Below are 17,326 nucleotides of genomic sequence, written 5' to 3'. Positions count from 1 at the left end.
ACTTGGGCGTGGCCAGTACAGATCGACTGAGGCAGATCACCGATGCCGTGCGCGAGGCGGGACGCATCGGCGTCGCGGAACTCGCCGGACTCACCGGCGCCTCCGAGATGACCATCCGCCGCGACCTCGAGGTCCTCGCCGAACAGGGCGTGCTCGAGCGCTACCGCGGCGGCGCGAGGAGCCTGCTGCTGCGCGGTGAGGAACCGCCTTTCGCGCTGCGGGAGCAGGAGGGCCTCGCGGCCAAGCGGCGCATCGCCGCCGCGGTGGCCGGGCTGATCGCCGACGGGGAGTCCGTCGTCGTCGACAGTGGCACCACCTGCCTGGAGGTCGCCCGCGCGCTGGAGCACCGACGCCTGACCGTGATGCCGCTGTCGCTGCACGCGGTGAACGCCCTCACGGGCGGGCCCGACGTGACGCTGCTGGTGCCCGGCGGCCGGCCCCGCCCGGGCGAGCTGGCCCTCACCGGCCCGCTGACCACGGCGTCCCTGGCCGCCCTGCGCTTCGACACCGCCGTGATCGGATGCTGCGGACTGTCCGCGGCGGACGGCCTGACCGCCTACGACCTGGACGACGCGGCGGTCAAGCGCGCCGCGATCGGTTCTGCCCGCCGGGTGATCGCGGTCGCGGACGCGGCCAAACTCTCCCGTACCGCCCTGGCCTTCGTCGCCCCGGCCACCGCCCTGCACGCCGTCGTCACGGACGACGCGGCGCCGGAAGAGGAGACCGAGGCGCTGGCCGCCGCGGGCGTGACCGTACGAAAGGTGTGACCCCATGAGCCGCAGCCCTCAGCCCACAGCCGCGCCTGCCGCTCGGCAGGCAGCCACCCTCACCACCACCGCCACCGCCCACGACGTCGTGCTCTTCGACATGTTCGGCGTCATCGCGCACCACCAGTCCGAGGACGGCAAGACCCGGCTTGCGCGTATAGCGGGCGGGTCCGAACAGGCCTTCTGGGATGCCTACTGGGCGCTGCGGCAGCCGTACGACCGCGGGGACGTGACCGGCGCCGAGTACTGGGCGCGGGTGGCCGACGCGCTCGGCACCGACTTCGAAGAGGCCCGGATCGCGCGGCTCGTCGAGGCCGACCTGGCCAGCTGGAGCGCCGTCGACGACACCATGGTCGCGCTGATCGAGGAACTCGCGGCGGCCGGCCGGCCGATCGCCCTGCTCTCCAACATTCCGGAGGAGCTGGCCGCCCACTACGAAGAGCGGCATTCGTGGCTCGGGCACTTCCAGGTGCGCGCCTTCTCCTGCCGCATCGGCCACGCCAAGCCTGAATCCGGCGCCTACCAGTGGTGCCTGGACGCGCTGGACACCGAGCCGGGCCGCGTCCTCTTCGTGGACGACCGCGAGGAGAACATCCGTGCCGCCGAGGCCGTCGGCGTGGCAGGCCACCTCTTCACGAGCGCCGCCCGGCTCCGCGAGGTGCTCCGCCTCAGCGCGTGATGGCGCCCAGCAGCGCCTTGGCGCACAGGTCACGCACCTGTTCCCGTGTCAGATCGGGCTCCTCCAGCCACTCCAGGCACACCGCCACCATGAAGGCGAGCCAGCCCCGCACCGCGAGGCGCAGTGCAGGCACGTCCCGTGTGATGTCCGCGGCGCACGGGTCCGCGGCGAGGGCGGCGAGGATCTGCCGCTCCTGGGCCGCGAGGCCCTTGCGGTAGACCTCGCGGACCAGCGGGTCGCCCGCGGCCTCGGCCCGGTGGAAGGCACGGAAGCCCTGCGCGTGGCTCTCCACGTACCCGAGGAACGCGTCGAGGCCGGCGCTGACCTGCTCATGCACCGGCAGCCCCGGCACCGCCGCCGTAAGGCGCAGCATGCGCTCGCTCTCCCGGTGCACCACGGCGGCGAAGAAGTCCCGTTTGGTCGGGAAGTAGTGGTACAGGAGGCCCCGCGAGACGCCTGCGATCTCGGCCACCCGCTCGATCCACACATCGTCGTAGGGCTTCTGCGCGAAGAGCCGCGCCCCGACCGAGAGCAGCTGCTCGCGCCGCTCCTCGGTGCTCAGTCTGCGGCGCGTGCGCTCCTGGGGGTTCGCGGCCATGCAGGCACCTTACTTGACGCGAATTCAATAGCGGTACCACACTGGGAGCTCCTATTGAATCCACGTACAACAGGCCCAACGGGCCCGTCGGACAAGGGAGATGGGCAGATGGCGCAGACGACGCGGTCCGCGGCGGCGGACAGTCCGGACGGGCGGCCCGCGCCCCCTGCTCCCCCGAAGGGGTTCCGCAGCGCCGAGCTCGGCTGGCCCGAGCTGCACCGCATCCCGCACCCGCCGCACCGCCTGCCGCTGCTCGGCGACATCCTCGGTGCCAACGTCCGCACGCCGCTGCAGGATTCGATGAAGCTGGCCCGCAGACTCGGCCCGATATTCCGGCGCAAGGCGTTCGGCAAGGAGTTCGTCTTCGTGTGGGGCGCCGAGCTCGCCGCCGACATGGCCGACGAGTCGAGGTTCGCCAAGCACGTGGGCCTCGGCGTCGCCAACCTCCGTCCGGTGGCGGGCGACGGGCTCTTCACCGCGTACAACCACGAGCCCAACTGGCAGCTCGCGCACGACATTCTCGCGCCGGGGTTCAGCCGCGAGGCGATGGCGGGTTACCACCCGTTGATGCTGGACGTCGCCCGGCAGCTGACCGCCCGCTGGGACGAACGCGAGACGGCGGGCCGGCCGGTGGACGTGCCGGGCGACATGACGAAGCTGACGCTGGAGACGATCGCCCGCACCGGTTTCGGGCACGACTTCGGCTCCTTCAAGCGCTCGGCGCCGCACCCGTTCGTGTCGGCGATGGTGGGCACGCTCTCCTTCGCCCAGCGTCGCAACGTCGTGCCGCCTCTGCTGACCCCGCTGGTGCTGCGCGGCGCCGGGCGGCGCAACGACGCCGACATGGCCTACCTCAACCGCACGGTCGACGCGGTGATCGCGGCCCGTCGGGCCACCCCCGGCTCGGGGTCGGGCGGCCAGGGGGATCTGCTCGACCGCATGCTGGAGGTCGCCCACCCGGAGACCGGCGAGCGGCTCACTCCGGAGAACATCCGCCGCCAGGTCATCACGTTCCTTGTCGCCGGCCACGAGACGACGTCCGGCGCGCTGTCGTTCGCGCTGCACTACCTGTCACGCTCTCCGGAAGTGCTCGCCCGCGCGCGGGCGGAGGTCGACGAGGTCTGGGGCTCCGAGGGGGAACCCGCGTACGAACAGGTGGCCAAGTTGCGGTACGTGCGCCGGGTGCTCGACGAGTCGCTGCGGCTGTGGCCGACCGCTCCGGGGTTCGCCCGCGAGGCCCGCGTCGACACCACGCTCGGCGGCGTCCACCCGATGCGCCGCGGCGCGTGGGCCCTGGTCCTCGCGACGATGCTGCACCGGGATCCCGCGGCGTGGGGCGAGCGTCCCGAGGAGTTCGACCCCGACCGGTTCGCCCCTTCGGCCGTACGCGGACGACCTCCCCACGTCTTCAAGCCGTTCGGCACGGGAGCACGCGCCTGCATCGGACGTCAGTTCGCACTGCACGAGGCGACCTTGGTGCTCGGCCTGCTGTTGCGCCGTTACGACCTGCACGCCGATCCGGGCTACCGGCTGCGCGTCGCCGAGCGGCTCACCCTCATGCCGGACGGCCTCACCCTGCGGCTCACCCGCCGCGCCCGGGCGGCATAGGGGGCCAATTGTCAGACCCGTGCGCGAGAGTGGAGACGGCATCCCCCGATGCCGACCACGCACCCAGCGCAGAGGAGTCGCTCGACATGACCGGCACGACGTCCGAGGAACTGCTCGCCGCACAGGCCTGCTTGCGCCTGCTGCACACGGCGCGCGCCGCGCTCTCCGACTCCGCGTCGGTCTCCCCCGTGGCCGCGGCGACGCTGCTCGCGGGGCCGATCGCGGAGGCCGACGAAGCGCTGCGCCGCGCGGGCCTCGCGGGCAACGAAGCAGGGCTCATCGACCGGATCTACGATCTCGCGCCGCCCCCGCGAGCCGCCGATCCGGAGCCGTCCGCGGAGCGGACCCCGATGCCCCGCACCCGCACCCGCGCAAGGGAAGGGAGCCAGTCATGAGCGCCGAGCAGGGCAACGCCTCGTACGGGCACAAGGAGTTCAAGCGTTCCAAGAGCCACTTCGCCGACCGCATCACGGCGGACGGCGGGGACGGCGGGGACGGCTGGCCGGTCGAGGCGGGCCGCTATCGCCTGGTGGTGAGCCGGGCCTGCCCGTGGGCCGGCCGGGCGCTCGTCGCGCGCCGGCTGCTCGGCCTGGAGAGCGCGCTCTCCCTGGCCGTCACGGATCCGATCCAGGACGACCGCAGCTGGCGGTTCACCCTCGATCCCGACGACCGCGACCCGGTCCTCGGCATCCGCTTCCTCAGCGAGGCGTACGAGGCCCGCGAGAGCGGCTATCCGGGCGGCGTCAGCGTCCCCGCCGTCGTGGACGTCCCGAGCGGCAAGCTCGTCACGAACGACTACCAGCAGATCACGCTGGACTTCGCCACGGAGTGGACCGCCCTGCATCGGGAGGGCGCGCCGGACCTCTACCCCGAGCCGCTGCGCGACGAGATCGACACCGTCATGGAAGGCATCTATCGCGACGTCAACAACGGCGTGTACCGCGCGGGTTTCGCCCCGGACCAGTCCACGTACGAAATGGCGTGCCGCGATGTCTTCCGCCGCCTCGAGCTCACCTCCGAGCACCTGGCGACCCGTCGCTATCTCGTCGGGGACACGATCACGGAAGCGGACATCCGGCTGTTCAGCACGCTGGTGCGGTTCGACGCGGTCTATCACGGCCACTTCAAGTGCAACCGCTGGAAGCTGGCCGAGGACCCGGTCCTGTGGGCGTACGCCAGGGATCTGTTCCAGACCCCCGGGTTCGGCGACACCATCGACTTCGACCACATCAAGCGGCACTACTACGAAGTACACACCGGCATCAATCCGACGGGCATCGTGCCGCTGGGCCCTGACCTCTCCGGGTGGCTGACCCCGCATCACCGGGAGCAGCTGGGCGGCCGCCCGTTCGGCGACGGCACGCCTCCGGGGCCCGTGCCCGCCGGGGAGGAGGTGCCGCCGACGGGGCGCCCCTGATCCCGGCCCGGGCCCGCGAGCCGGCCGCCCGCCCCGGAAGGCGACCGCCACCGGGAAGGTGACCGTTGCGGAGAGGTGACCGTTGCGGGGAGCTTGACCGTTGCAGGGAGGCTGACCCTTGCAAGGAAAGTGATCGTTACGGACAAGGCGCCGGCTGAAGGATCCGCTCGACGGCCTTCACCATCTCCCCGGCGCCGTCCTCCGTCGCCATCACCCCCGCAAGGCGGTCGGCGGCCCGCCCGTACGCGCCTTCGCGTACCGCGCGGCCGAGCGCCTCGGCGAGGCGGGGTGCGGTGAGCTGCCTGAACGGGATCGGATCGGTCGCCGCTCCCAAGGAGGCGAGCCGAGCCGCCCAGAAGGGCTGGTCCGCGGTGACCGGCACGGGGACGGCGGGGACACCCGCACGCAGCGCGGCCGCCGACGTCCCGGCCCCCGCGTGGTGCACCACGGCCGCCACCCGGGGGAACAGCAGCGCATGCGGCACCTCGCCGACGGTGAGGATGTCGTCGCCGGACGCGGCGAGCCCGGCCCGGCCCGCCTGCAGCACGCCTCGCAGCCCGGCCGCGCGCAGCGCCGTCACCGCGATCTCGCTCAGCCGCTCGCCCTCCCCCGCCGCCATGCTGCCGAACCCGATGAACACCGGCGGCGGCCCGGCCCGCAGGAAATCGTCGAGCTCCGACGGGAGCGGGTTCTCGGGATCGTGGTGCGGCCACCAGTTGCCGACGACGTCGAGTCCGGCGCGCCAGTCCGCCGGCCGCGGTACCACGGCCGGGCTGAAGCCGTGCAGCACCGGCAGGCCCGCCCGCTCCTGCCGGGCGCGCATCACGCGGGGCGCGGTGGCGGGCAGGGAGAGACGGGCGCGCAGGTCGCGCACCGCGTCGGCGTAGACCCGGTCGACCATGCGCAGGGAGAAGCCGCCGAGGGCACGGTTCCCGAAGCCGCCGAGCGACCGCGTGCCGCCGATGACGGGCGGGAACTCCCTCGTGGGATGCGTGGGTTGGAGGTACGCCCCCAGCGTCGGCACGCCCATCGCCTCGGCCAGGTGCCAGCCGAGCGGCGCCGTGGTGGTGGAGAGCACCAGCAGGTCCGCGCCCCGCACGGCCGCGTCGACCAGGCCGCCGCCGAGGTCGCGGACGAAGACGGAGGCCGCCCGCATGAGCTCCTTGCGCCCGCCCACGCCCTGCCGGCCGCCGGAGTCGGCGGGCAACTCGCGGAACCTCAGGCCCGCGGCCTCGACGAGCGGCGCGAAGGTGCCGTGCGTGGCGAGTGCGACGTCGTAACCGGCTTCGCGGAGCCGGAAGCCCAGACCGGTGTACGGGGCGACATCGCCGTACGAACCGGCCGCAGCGATCAAAATGCGCGTCATCGGCTTCCTTCGGGAGCAGAGGGGGCAGAGGAGGTGGAGGGGGTGGAAAGGATGGCGGGCGAGAGAGCCGCACCCTCACCCTCAGGTTTAGCGTCAGGGTTTACCGCGGCGCCACGAGCAGCCCGAGACCTGGCGCGGGCCTCACCGTCGGCATCGGCACAAGCGCTGGCGCCAGCGCGGATGTCGCGGCGGCCCGCCCCGGCATTCGCTTCCACCGCTGTACGCAGATACGCGGCGAGCCCCGGTCGCTGCTGGGGCGGTGGCACGACGAGGGCGAAGGCGCGGGGGTCCGTGGCGAAGTCGTCCGCGATGCGCAGGTGCATCTCGGGCGGGCACGGCGTGAACCAGCGGGAGATGTGCTGCCGGTGGGCCTCGGCCAGTTCCCGCGCCCGCGCGCCGTCCGCGGGCTCCCCCGCGTCGAAGGCGGCAAGCAGCCCTTCCCGCCACTGCGCGGCCTCGCTCATGAGCCGCGCCCAGTCCTCCTTGGAGTGGTCGGCGGCACTTTTCATGGCCGCGCGATGGCCCGCGCTGTCCTGCCACTTCAGTTCGGCCTCGGTGGCGTAGCTCAGGTCGAAGGTGATCTCGCCGAACACCTCGAACCGCTCCTGGGGACTGAGACTCACCCCGGTTTGCTGCACCTCCATGGCCCGCTCGGCGACCTCCACCAGACGCTCCAGCTTGTCGATCTGCTCACGCAGCGCCCGGCGCCTGGCCTTGAGCTGGGCGAGGGCGTTGGCCTGGGGGTCGGCCAGGATCTCGGCTATCTCGTCGAGGGCGAAGCCGAGTTCGCGATAGAAGAGGATCTGTTGCAGCCGGGCCAGATCGGCGTCGCTGTAGAGGCGGTAGCCGCTGGGGCTGCGTTCGCCGGGCGTGAGCAGCCCGGCCCGGTCGTAGTGGTGCAGCGTGCGGACGGTGATCCCCGCGAAACCGGCGACCTGACCGACGGTGTAACTCATGGACCTCGCCTTTCGTCGACGCACAGCCTGCAGCCTGACGTGACGTGAGGGTCAACCGAGGGCCGGGCCGGAGTCGGCCGCACCCCGGAAGCCGGGCGAGTTGTTAATGGGTTTCATTTTCATATAGCGTTGCCGTGCGGGCCGCACCCCCGCACCCCCGCACCCCCGCACCCCCGCACCCCACCAGGAGGACCTCATGGCCGTACCGAAGCGGAAGATGTCGCGCAGCAACACCCGGCACCGTCGCGCCCAGTGGAAGGCCACCACCCCGCAGCTGGTGCCCGTCACCGTCGACGGCGTGCCGCACATGGTGCCGCAGCGCCTGGTCAAGGCGTACGAGCGCGGTCTGCTGCGCCCGGAGAGCTGACGCACATGACGCACGCACGACCCGCGACGGCCGGCCAGCTGCCCGTGACCGTCCTGTCCGGCTTCCTCGGCGCGGGCAAGACGACGCTGCTCAACCACGTTCTCGCCAACCGCGCGGGCCTGCGCGTCGCGGTGATCGTGAACGACATGAGCGAGATCAACATCGACGCCGCCCTGGTGCGCGGCGGCGAGGCCGCGCTGTCGCGCACCGAGGAGCGCCTCGTCGAGCTGACCAACGGCTGCATCTGCTGCACGCTCCGCGACGACCTGCTCGAAGAGGTCGGCCGGCTGGCCGCCGAGGGCCGCTTCGACCATCTCCTCATCGAGTCCAGCGGCATCTCGGAGCCGATGCCGGTGGCCGCGACGTTCGCGTTCCCGCGCGACGACGGCGCGACGCTCGGCGACCTCGCCCGCCTCGACACGATGGTGACGGTGGTCGACGCCGCGAACTTCCTCGCGGAACTGTCCGCCGGTGACGGCCTGGTGGAGCGCGGCCTGGATCAGTACGAGGACGACGAGCGCACCGTCAGCGACCTCCTGATGGACCAGGTCGAATTCGCCGACGTCATCGTCCTCAACAAGCTCGATCTGGTCGACGCGGAGAGCGCCGACCGGCTCACGGCCACCCTCGCGCGCCTCAACCCGCTCGCCCGCGTCGTGCCCGCCACCCGGGGGCGGGTGGAGCTCACCCAGGTTCTCGACACCGGCCTGTTCGACCTGGAGCGCGCCCAGCAGGCACCCGGCTGGGTGCGGGAACTGAACGGTGACCACGTGCCGGAGACCGAGGAGTACGGGATCTCCAGCACGGTGTTCCGCGCCCGCCGGCCCTTCCACCCCGGCCGCTTGTGGTCCTTCGTCACGGAGGAGATGGACAGCGGCGGCTTCGGGCGGATTCTGCGCTCCAAGGGGTTCTTCTGGCTGGCGAGCCGGCCCAGGATCACCGGGCTGTGGTCACAGGCGGGCTCCGTCGCCCGCTTCGAGCCCTCGGGGGCGCGCACCACGGACGACACGCAGGGCCAGGAACTCGTCTTCATCGGCGTCGACCTGCGCGCCCCGGAATTGCGGGCAGCTCTGGAACGGTGTCTGCTCGCCGAGGGCGAGGAGGTCCCGTCGTACGATCCGTTCCCCGCGTGGGACGCGCACGGCGTGGACGCCTGCGAGGCCGAGAGCGGACCGGAGGCCGCCCTCGGCCTGCTGCCGACTACCCGGTAGCGCGACGCACGGTCAGATCAACTGGCGTAGCAGGTGGGCGCAGGCCGCCGCCTCGACCGCGTGCCGGGCGAGGGGGTGGTGCGCGCCTCGCTCGTACGTTCCGACCTCCCACGCCCCGTCCTCGATCCTGCGCAGGTAGACGAAGTCTGGGGGCGTGGGGGTCGGTTCGTGGACGCCCTCGATCCAGTAGTAGCCGTCGGCCACGTGGGCGGCGCGCAGAGCCGCCGCGGCTTCTCCGACGTCCACGGGCGTCAGTCGTTCGCGGGCTCGAGGTATCCGTGGTCCAGGAGCCATTTCACGTTGAGGCGCTGGCCCTCGCCCGGGTCCAGGAAGGCCGGGTCCAGCTTGATCTGCTGGCCGCGGCCGGGCTGCTCGAACCAGGGGGCGATGCGACCCTGCCAGACATAGAAGGGCTTGTTGACCTCGTAGACGCGGTAGTCGCAGGCGAACGCGGCGTCGCGGGTGTTGAGGTTCTGCGGAGGCAGCGCGCGCTTCGCGTAGGAGTCCCCGGCGGGCGCGAGGTACCCGCCGTACTCCGAGCCGAAGCGGTCCAGCTCCTCGCCCTTCTCCAGGAGTTCGGGGTGCTTGTCGACGTGGCCGTTGATTGTTTCGAAGCCGTCGTTGGGCGGGTACTTCCAGCTGCCCGTGTCGGCCGGCCCCTCCCAGTACTTCTTCAGGAAGGCCTTCGGCGACAGCTTGCCCGTGCGCTTCCAGTCCTTCAGGAGCGGGCCGACGGGCCGCTGCCACTTCTTGGGGAGCCAGGCGGGGCCGAGGCGGGCGTCACCGCGGAACTCCCCCGTGCACGGCTCGTGCACGGCACCGGCGGCCACCGGGGGTGCCGGTGCGGCGGTGGCGGTCGCGGTGGCCGTGGCGCTCGCGGTGGGTGCGGCCGCCATGGCGCCCGCTGCTCCGAACGCGGCCAGGACGGTGCTGATCCTGATCAGACGGCTGTGGTCCACTCGGCAACTCCTGTACGTCTACGGGCATTCGACAACAATCGCTCGCACACCGTATCGGAGTGATGACTCTCGGCGTACGGCAAACAGGTGCGCGCCCTGCGCCGACGCGGGTGCCTCTTGTCCCTTTCCTCGGACACGGGGCACTGTGTTGGCCACATCCGTCACCACCGACGCACGAGGTGCAGGCATGAACAGCGGAACAGGGTCGGCCACGGGTTCCGGAAGCGGCAGCCCGGGGCGGCGGCGGTTCATCGGCGCACTCGTGGGGGCTGCCGGCGCGGGAGCCTTGTCGTCGGTCTCGGCCTGCGCGTCGTCGGACTCGGCGGGCCCGCAGCGCCCGGACCGCGTACGCCGGGACCCCGCCACCTCGGCCGCCCACCGGCCGCGCCGCGAGGGGCAGTTGTTCCTGGGGACGTACACCTCGCAGGAAGGCGGCGGTTCGGGGATCGGCCTGGCGACGTACGACGACGTGACGGGCCGCGTCACCGGAACCGGGACGCTCACCGGCGTCCCCGACCCCTCATACCTGGCGCTGCACCCTTCGGGCCGTACGCTCTACGCCGTCAACGAGCGGAACAAGGGCGGCGTGACCGCCATCGCGCTCTCCTCATCCGGCAAGCACGACGTCCTCGGCACGCGGGACACCGGCGGCGCGGGCCCCTGCCACCTCTCCGTGCACCCCGGCGGACGCTGGTTGCTCAGCGCGAACTACAACTCCGGCAGTGTGGCCGTGCACCCCATCGGGGCGTCGGGCGCGCTGGGTGAGCGGACGGACCTCGTCACGCACTCCGCGCCGCCGCCGGGGCCCGGGCAGGAGGGTCCGCACGCCCATCAGATCATCACGGCCCCGGACGGCCGCCACATCCTCGCCGTCGACCTCGGCAACGACACGGTCTACACCTACCGTCTCGACGAGAAGGCGGGCACGCTCCGCCGCGTCTCGCACGCGACGTTCCGGCCGGGCGCGGGTCCGCGCCACCTCACCTTCCACCCCTCGGGCCGCTTCGCCTATGTCGCCGCCGAGTTGGACAACACGGTCGTCGTCTGCGCGTACGACCCCGCCACCGGCCGCCTCACCCCGGGCAGCCCGCAGCCGACCGGCACCGGGGAAGGCACCAGCTATCCGGCGCAGATCGTGGTGACGCGCGAGGGCCGTTTCGCCTTCCTCGCCAACCGTGGGCACAACAGCATCACCCGGTACGCGATCGAGCGCGCCGGCGCCCGGCTCCGGCTCCTCGACACGGTTCCCGTCGAGGGTGACTTCCCCCGCCAGCTCGCGTTCTCCCCGTCGCGGCGCCTGCTGTTCACCGCGAACCAGAAGTCGGGCTCGGTGAGCGTCTTCAAGGTCGACGCCCGCAGCGGCACACTCCGCCTCGCGGGCACACCGTTCGCCTCACCGGTCGCGGTGTGCGCGCTGCCTCTCTAACCTCGTACACGCGTGCGGCGTCGGCCGGATCAAGGGGGCGGGTGGATGGACGCGGAGGACGGGCTCGGGGTGCGGCTCGTGTCGGCGGTGCGGGCGGGGGACGCCGACGCGGTACGGGCGTTGCTGGAAGAAGGGGCCGATCCGGACGCGGTGGACGCCGTGGACGCGAGCGGGCTGTCTGCGCTCGGGCTCGCCGTGGCGGCGTACGACGCGCCGGTCGCCGACGTGCTCGTGGAGGGCGGGGCCGATCCCGACCGGGCGCTTCCGGACGGGACCACACCGCTGTGGCGCGCGATCGACGGCGGTTCATACGCGGTCTTCTCGGCCGTCCTCGGCACGGAGCCCCGGCTGCGGCTGCCGGAAGCCACGCGGGAACGGTTCATCGCCCTGGCCCGGGACTGGTACGAGACGGGCGTCGAGGAGGAGCTGCGGCGGAGGACCGGCGCGGTGGGGCCCGCGGTCACGGAGCGGGTCGCGGACGGCGAGTACGACTGGGTCGACCAGGTCTCGCTGGGCGGGCTCGCCGTACGGGCCGGGCACGGCGGCATCCTGACCGCGCTCGAATGGGCCTTCCGCATCCTGACCCCCGTCGACGACCTGGTCGCCCGCGCCGTGCGGCACCCGGACGAGCAGCACGCCGACTGGTCGGCGATCTGCTGGGTCCTCGCCGGGCGCCGCAGCCATGAGACCTGGTCGGCCGTGGTCGCCCACCGTCACCATCGCGACCCGGCGCACCGGCGGTTCGTGGCGGACTACCTGCGGCTGCGTTCGTTCGTCGACCCCGGGCGTCATCACTACGGGAAGAAGGAGACCGAGCTCCTGATCGCCTGGGCCGCCGAAGAGACGGACAGCGCGGTCCTGGCCACCGTCCTGAACGCCCTCACCGAGTACGAGCACCCCGATCAGGAGGCCGTCGGACTCCGTCACGCGGGCCACCCCGATCCCCGCGTACGCCGCGAAGTGCCGTACACCCTCGTCACGAACGACGGGCTGCGTTCACCGGCCGCGCGGGACGCGGTGCTCGTCCTCACCCGCGACCCGGACGTGGAAGTGCGGCTCCGGGCCTGCGAGGTGGGAGCCGACGACGAGGCGCTGTGGCCCGAGGTGACCCGGGCGCTGCTCCCCATGGCCGAGAGCTCGGACGCCGCCGCGCGCCGCGGGGCAGCGGTGGCCCTCGCCGCATCCCGGGACCAGGCGCCCGCCGTCGCGGAGGCCCTGATGTCGCTGCTGGACGAAGACGACCTGCTCGTGCGCCTGGAGGCCGCCTGGGGTCTCGCCCGCCGCGACGACCCGCGGACGGAGGAGGCGTACGAGCGAGTGGGGCCGCTCGGCCCGGGCTTCGAGCACGATCACCGGGCGCTCGAGCTCTGGAACTGGAGGTGGCGGAGGCAGGAGGCGGACTCACCCTCGGGCCCTGCCGCCGACTGACACCACGTCGCACGGTCGGCCCGGGCGGCCGTTCGCCCATGCCCCCGGGCCGCGCCCGTGCTCGCCGCTACGGCTTCATGAAGCTCACATCGGCCGCCCGTGCGACGATCTCGACCTCGTCGCCGAGGGTCCACTCCGCCACGCGCGACACCGTCGCCGCGGGCACCACGTCGCTGATGCCCTCCGCGGCCGGGATGTCGTACGTACCGTGCGCGTCGTGCGGAAGGACGACGCGGAAGCCCAGCTCCAGGGCGGTACTGGCCGTCGCCCTGACGCACATCTCCGACATCACACCGCAGACGGCCAGGTCCCGTACACCGGCGTCGCGCAGCAGTTCTTCGAGCCGGGTGTCCTCGAAGCCGTCGTCGACGGTCTTGCGCACGACGGTCTCGCCCCGGTCGGTGTCGACGGGCAGATGGAGCGCCCAGCCGGGGGTACCCGGCTCGTCGGGGGTGCCGGGCTCTCCGTCGTTCTGCAACTGGATGACGAGCGCGCCGTTCTCACGGGCCTCGGCCAGGAGACCCGTCACCCGGTCCAGGAGCCGCTCCGCGTCGGGCACGGCGTCGTCGCCGGCGACGAAAGCGGACTGCATGTCGACGATGATCAGTGCCTGAACGGGCGGGACGGGCTCGGTGGGCACGAGAGAAGAGGAGGGCTGCATGAGCTTCGGCGGCTTTGTCACCACGCCATCATCCCTGCGGGACGTGGCACCTCAACTGGATTACCGTGCGTGGGTATGAGCACGGACCTGACCGTATTCCTTGTCGGCGCCGCCGTTCTGGTCGCCGCGACCCTCGCCGTCGCGGTCGTGTTGCTCGTACGTCTCGTCCGGACCCGCCGCGCCCTGCGCAGAGCCGGGCTTCCCGTCGAGCGGCAGTGGGTCTTCTGGGGCGCGGTCGCCTATCTCGTACTGCCCACCGATCTGTTGCCCGACCCGGTGCTGCTCGACGACATCGGGGTGCTGGTGCTGGCGCTGCGGTCGATGCGGTCAGCCGCCGACGCCTCCGACGGGCCGCCCGCGCCGCGTGGTTGAGAGGCGGGCCTTCATCAGGAGTGCGTGCATGCACTCCGTGACCTGCGTGACGTCCTCGACGAGTTGGTGGAACGGGAGACGGACGTCCGCCTGGCCGCGGGCGCGTTCGAGGCGCAGCGAGATCCCGTGCCGGTCGATGGCGAGCGGGCGGACGCGCACGACGCCCTGGAGGCTGTCCGGGCTGATGAGGCGGGTGAGCTGCTCGACGGCGTCCGGGTGCGCGTCGGCGAGGTGGGTGAGCAGGCGTGACTCCGCCTCGGCGAGCGGGTCGGGCACCGTCAGGGCCAGTTCGTCGAGCTCGATTCCCTGGCGTTCCCCGGTGGAGTCGTGCAGCACGGCGCACGTCGGCTCGAAGACGAGGTGCTCCCCGTCGTGCGCCAGCGCCCCCGAGAGCCAGAGCCGCGCGCGGATCCGGTCCCTGAGCGGCACCGGCGCCACGTCGGCGAACTCGACCATGGTGGACGGTTCGCCGCGCGGCATGCAGATGAGGGCGGCGGCGAGCGCGCTGTCCTCGGGCGGTGACAGCAGGAGCCTGCCGTCCTCGGTGACGGTGTGCGCGCCCACGAGTTCGTCCCTGCCGATCTCTGTGGTCACCGCGCAGGACCACGCGGTGGCAAGCACGGAACGCGCGCGTGCCGCCGCTGTGGGCACGGTCGTGCTGCTGCTGTGACGGACACCCATTCTCAACCTCCATTAGGTAAGGCTTGCCTAACTTATCGAAGATTGCGGAACAGGGCCAGTACGCCTTATGGCCCCGCGCGGCGATCCACGCGGGGCCATGAGGCAGTCGGCGCCAGTCGGCGGAACTAAGCGTTCCGCACCGTTCAGTGCCCTCTGGCGATCCACTCCTCCAAGTGCGGCGCCTCGGCGCCCACCGTGGTGCTGTCGCCGTGTCCGGTCCGCACCACCGTCTCGGGCGGCAGCGTCAGGAGCCGCTCCTTGATGGACTCCACGATCGTCGGGAAGTCGCTGAAGGAACGGCCCGTCGCACCGGGACCGCCGGCGAACAGCGTGTCGCCGGTGAACACCGTGCCGAGGCCGGGCGCGTACAGGCTCACGGCGCCGTGGCAGTGGCCGGGCGTGTGCAGCACGGTCAAGGTCGTGCCCGCGGCGGCCAGTTCCTGCCCGTCGGACAGCTCACCGTCCGGAGCACGGTCGGGATGGGTTCGCTTCCACAGCTCCGTGTCGGCCGGGTGCAGCAGGATCGGCGCGCCCGTGCGCGCCGCGAGCGCCGGGGCCGCGTCGATGTGGTCGTCGTGGGCGTGCGTGCAGACGATCGCGACCAGCCGCCGCTCCCCCACCGCGGCCGCGATGGCGTCCGCGTCGTGCGCGGCGTCGATGACGACGCACTCGCTGTCGTCGCCCACGATCCACACGTTGTTGTCGACGTCCCAGGTGCCGCCGTCCAGCGAGAAGGTCCCGGACGTCACGAGGTGGTCGACACGCGCGCCGGACGCGCCCGCCGTGGCTTCGGCCGCCATCAGAACATCACCACCGAACGGAGGACGTCGCCGTGGTGCATGCGCTCGAAGGCCTTCTCGACGTCTTCCAGCGCGATGGTCTCCGTGACGAACGCGTCCAGGTCCAGGCGCCCCTGCTGATACAGGTCGATGAGCATCGGGAAGTCACGGGACGGCAGGCAGTCGCCGTACCAGCTCGACTTGAGCGCGCCGCCGCGCCCGAAGACGTCGAGCAGCGGAAGCTCGATCCTCATCTCCGGCGTCGGGACGCCGACCAGGACGACCGTGCCCGCCAGATCGCGGGCGTAGAAGGCCTGCTCGTACGTCTCCGGGCGGCCGACCGCCTCGATGACGACGTCGGCTCCGTTGCCGCCGGTCAGCTCGCGGATCGCCTCGACGGGGTCGACGGAGCGCGAGTTGACCGTGTGCGTGGCGCCGAGGCCCTTCGCCGTCTCCAGCTTCTTGTCGTCGATGTCCACGGCGATGATCCGCGCGGCTCCCGCCAGGCGGGCCCCCACGACGGCGGCGTTGCCGACGCCACCGCAGCCGATGACGGCGACCGAGTCGCCCCGGCCGACCTCGCCGGTGTTGATGGCGGCGCCGATGCCCGCCATCACGCCGCAGCCGAGGAGTCCGGCCGCGGCCGGGGAGGCGGCCGGGTCGACCTTGGTGCACTGCCCGGCGGCGACGAGGGTCTTCTCCGCGAAGGCCCCGATGCCGAGCGCCGGGGAGAGCTCCGTGCCGTCGGTCAGGGTCATCTTCTGCTTCGCGTTGTGCGTGTCGAAGCAGTACTGGGGGCGGCCGCGCAGACACGCCCGGCACTGGCCGCACACCGCGCGCCAGTTGAGAATCACGAAGTCGCCGGGCGCGACCTCGGTGACGCCCTCACCCACCGACTCGACGACACCCGCCGCCTCGTGCCCGAGGAGGAACGGGAAGTCGTCGTTGATACCGCCCTCCCGGTAGTGCAGGTCGGTGTGACAGACCCCGCACGCCTGGACCTTCACCACGGCTTCTCCCGGACCCGGATCCGGGACGATGATCGTCTCGATCCGTACCGGCTCGCCCTTCGCGCGCGCGACCACGCCCTGCACCTGCTGCGCCATGACTTCAGCCCTTCTTTCTCCACACGTCTTTCCCACCACATCGTTACAGGTCGAGCGTCGTGATACAGCAGGTGGAGCAGGTCGCAGGAGAGACGGCCCCCGCGATCTAGGGTGAGCCCGTGCGCAATCTCGCGGCCCAGGCCCTTCTGCCGGTCAATACGGCGCTCGCCGTCGCCCTGCTGGTGCTGCTGCTGGCCGCCGCGACGACGGCGGCCGTCTGCCGGCTCGCACCCGACGGCTCGCGCGGCAGGGCGCGGGAGATCCTGATCGCGGGCGTACGCGCCACCGCGCAACTGGCCGTCGTCTCCCTGGTGATCGCCTGGGTCGTGCACCACGTGGCCGCGCTGTTCGCCTTCCTGCTCCTGATGTTCGCCGTGGCCACCCGCACCGCGGGCCGTCGCATCACCCCGAACGGCACCTGGTGGTGGGCGGCGCTCCCCATCGCGGGCCCCGTCGTCCCCGTGGTGACCGGCCTCACCCTCGCGGGCCTGCTCCCCGTACAGGGCATCGCCATGATTCCCGTGACGGGCATCCTCATCGGCGGGGCGCTCACCGCGACGGTCCTCGCGGGCCGTCGTTCCCTCGACGAACTCCGCACCCGGTTCGGCGAGTTCGAGGCCGGCATCGCCCTGGGCCTGCCCGACCGCGACGCACGCCTCGAGGTCATCGGCCGGGCCGCGTCGGACGCCCTGCTGCCCGGACTCGACCAGACCCGCACGGTCGGTCTCGTCACCCTGCCCGGCGCCTTCGTCGGCATGCTCCTGGGCGGCGCGTCCCCGGCACTCGCCGGAGCCGTGCAGCTCTTCGTCCTGATCGCCCTGATGGCGGTCCAGGCGATCGCCGTGGCACTCACGGTCGAACTGGTCGCGCGCGGCCGACTGCACCGCGAGACGTAGGCGACGGGATCCAACCCCGACAGCATCGGACTCACCCGCTCCGCGCGGT

The 17,326-nt window shown here is 72.2% G+C and carries 19 protein-coding genes and 1 pseudogene; 11 read left to right on the top strand and 9 right to left on the bottom strand.

Translation table 11 applies throughout. The features are described from left to right. Window positions 1-8: 8 nt before the first annotated feature. Both ACH4D5_RS20795 and ACH4D5_RS20790 read left to right on the top strand, forming a co-directional pair. A complete protein-coding gene (locus ACH4D5_RS20795; RefSeq protein WP_398304391.1) occupies window positions 9-767 on the top strand; it encodes a DeoR/GlpR family DNA-binding transcription regulator in 759 nt (252 codons plus the stop codon). Between the two features lie 4 nt (window positions 768-771). After that, window positions 772-1,446 carry an HAD family hydrolase gene (locus ACH4D5_RS20790; RefSeq protein ID WP_398304388.1) on the top strand — a complete coding sequence of 225 codons (675 nt, stop codon included), beginning with the start codon at window positions 772-774 and terminating at the stop codon, window positions 1,444-1,446. Here ACH4D5_RS20790 and ACH4D5_RS20785 read toward each other — a convergent pair. After that, a complete protein-coding gene (locus tag ACH4D5_RS20785; protein ID WP_398304385.1) occupies window positions 1,436-2,044 on the bottom strand; it encodes a TetR/AcrR family transcriptional regulator in 609 nt (202 codons plus the stop codon). The genes ACH4D5_RS20790 and ACH4D5_RS20785 overlap by 11 nt on opposite strands. Window positions 2,045-2,152: 108 nt before the next feature. Between ACH4D5_RS20785 and ACH4D5_RS20780 the strand changes: the two genes are divergently transcribed. The 3 genes from ACH4D5_RS20780 to ACH4D5_RS20770 all read left to right on the top strand — a co-directional run bounded on the left by ACH4D5_RS20780 (window position 2,153) and on the right by ACH4D5_RS20770 (window position 5,069). Continuing rightward, window positions 2,153-3,652 (top strand): cytochrome P450, encoded by a 1,500-nt coding sequence (locus ACH4D5_RS20780; protein ID WP_398304382.1) that lies wholly within the window; start codon window positions 2,153-2,155, stop codon window positions 3,650-3,652. Between the two features lie 86 nt (window positions 3,653-3,738). Next, window positions 3,739-4,047 carry a hypothetical protein gene (locus tag ACH4D5_RS20775; RefSeq protein ID WP_398304380.1) on the top strand — a complete coding sequence of 103 codons (309 nt, stop codon included), beginning with the start codon at window positions 3,739-3,741 and terminating at the stop codon, window positions 4,045-4,047. Then, window positions 4,044-5,069, top strand: coding sequence for a glutathione S-transferase family protein (locus ACH4D5_RS20770; protein WP_398304377.1), 1,026 nt, complete (start codon window positions 4,044-4,046; stop codon window positions 5,067-5,069). Before ACH4D5_RS20775 ends, ACH4D5_RS20770 begins: the two co-directional genes overlap by 4 nt. Window positions 5,070-5,205: 136 nt before the next feature. On the opposite strand, the gene ACH4D5_RS20765 is transcribed toward ACH4D5_RS20770, so the two are convergent. Then, entirely contained in the window at window positions 5,206-6,435 is a 1,230-nt protein-coding gene (locus tag ACH4D5_RS20765; RefSeq protein WP_398304374.1) for a glycosyltransferase, read from the bottom strand. A gap of 200 nt (window positions 6,436-6,635) precedes the next feature. Then, window positions 6,636-7,391: pseudogene (locus ACH4D5_RS20760) on the bottom strand (MerR family transcriptional regulator); the annotation flags it as partial. Between the two features lie 196 nt (window positions 7,392-7,587). Here ACH4D5_RS20760 and rpmF point away from each other — a divergent pair. Together rpmF and ACH4D5_RS20750 are read left to right on the top strand one after the other, a co-directional pair. Then, a complete protein-coding gene (gene rpmF / locus ACH4D5_RS20755; RefSeq protein ID WP_398304371.1) occupies window positions 7,588-7,758 on the top strand; it encodes a 50S ribosomal protein L32 in 171 nt (56 codons plus the stop codon). Window positions 7,759-7,763: 5 nt separating this feature from the next. Further along, the gene (locus ACH4D5_RS20750) at window positions 7,764-8,969 is read left to right on the top strand and encodes a GTP-binding protein (protein ID WP_398304368.1); all 1,206 of its coding nucleotides are present in this window, start codon (window positions 7,764-7,766) and stop codon (window positions 8,967-8,969) included. Between the two features lie 12 nt (window positions 8,970-8,981). On the opposite strand, the gene ACH4D5_RS20745 is transcribed toward ACH4D5_RS20750, so the two are convergent. After that, window positions 8,982-9,215, bottom strand: a complete 234-nt coding sequence (locus tag ACH4D5_RS20745) for a hypothetical protein (protein WP_398304365.1) — start codon at window positions 9,213-9,215, stop codon at window positions 8,982-8,984. A gap of 5 nt (window positions 9,216-9,220) precedes the next feature. Further along, on the bottom strand, window positions 9,221-9,865 hold the full coding sequence (locus tag ACH4D5_RS20740) for a TNT domain-containing protein (RefSeq protein ID WP_398304876.1): 645 nt from the start codon (window positions 9,863-9,865) through the stop codon (window positions 9,221-9,223). Between the two features lie 250 nt (window positions 9,866-10,115). Between ACH4D5_RS20740 and ACH4D5_RS20735 the strand changes: the two genes are divergently transcribed. Then, a complete protein-coding gene (locus ACH4D5_RS20735; RefSeq protein WP_398304363.1) occupies window positions 10,116-11,354 on the top strand; it encodes a lactonase family protein in 1,239 nt (412 codons plus the stop codon). A gap of 45 nt (window positions 11,355-11,399) precedes the next feature. Continuing rightward, on the top strand, window positions 11,400-12,782 hold the full coding sequence (locus ACH4D5_RS20730) for a HEAT repeat domain-containing protein (RefSeq protein WP_398304361.1): 1,383 nt from the start codon (window positions 11,400-11,402) through the stop codon (window positions 12,780-12,782). A gap of 67 nt (window positions 12,783-12,849) precedes the next feature. Here ACH4D5_RS20730 and ACH4D5_RS20725 read toward each other — a convergent pair whose 3' ends face one another. Further along, on the bottom strand, window positions 12,850-13,443 hold the full coding sequence (locus ACH4D5_RS20725; protein WP_398304873.1) for a cysteine hydrolase family protein: 594 nt from the start codon (window positions 13,441-13,443) through the stop codon (window positions 12,850-12,852). Between the two features lie 75 nt (window positions 13,444-13,518). Between ACH4D5_RS20725 and ACH4D5_RS20720 the strand changes: the two genes are divergently transcribed. After that, on the top strand, window positions 13,519-13,815 hold the full coding sequence (locus ACH4D5_RS20720) for a hypothetical protein (protein WP_398304358.1): 297 nt from the start codon (window positions 13,519-13,521) through the stop codon (window positions 13,813-13,815). Here ACH4D5_RS20720 and ACH4D5_RS20715 read toward each other — a convergent pair. The 3 genes from ACH4D5_RS20715 to ACH4D5_RS20705 form a co-directional block, all read right to left on the bottom strand. Continuing rightward, the gene (locus tag ACH4D5_RS20715; RefSeq protein WP_398304355.1) at window positions 13,771-14,496 is read right to left on the bottom strand and encodes a DUF2470 domain-containing protein; all 726 of its coding nucleotides are present in this window, start codon (window positions 14,494-14,496) and stop codon (window positions 13,771-13,773) included. The genes ACH4D5_RS20720 and ACH4D5_RS20715 overlap by 45 nt on opposite strands. Before the next feature lie 143 nt (window positions 14,497-14,639). Then, window positions 14,640-15,296 (bottom strand): MBL fold metallo-hydrolase, encoded by a 657-nt coding sequence (locus tag ACH4D5_RS20710; protein WP_398304352.1) that lies wholly within the window; start codon window positions 15,294-15,296, stop codon window positions 14,640-14,642. Further along, on the bottom strand, window positions 15,296-16,381 hold the full coding sequence (locus ACH4D5_RS20705) for an S-(hydroxymethyl)mycothiol dehydrogenase (protein ID WP_398304350.1): 1,086 nt from the start codon (window positions 16,379-16,381) through the stop codon (window positions 15,296-15,298). Before ACH4D5_RS20705 ends, ACH4D5_RS20710 begins: the two co-directional genes overlap by 1 nt. 119 nt (window positions 16,382-16,500) lie before the next feature. On the opposite strand from ACH4D5_RS20705, the gene ACH4D5_RS20700 reads away from it, so the two are divergent. After that, entirely contained in the window at window positions 16,501-17,277 is a 777-nt protein-coding gene (locus tag ACH4D5_RS20700) for an ABC transporter permease (protein WP_398304348.1), read from the top strand. The last annotated feature ends 49 nt before the right edge of the window (window positions 17,278-17,326 follow it).

The organism is Streptomyces sp. NPDC018029 (genome assembly GCF_044327655.1).
Classification (GTDB): Bacteria; Actinomycetota; Actinomycetes; order Streptomycetales; family Streptomycetaceae; genus Streptomyces.
This window is presented reverse-complemented; position numbering and strand designations above follow the sequence as displayed.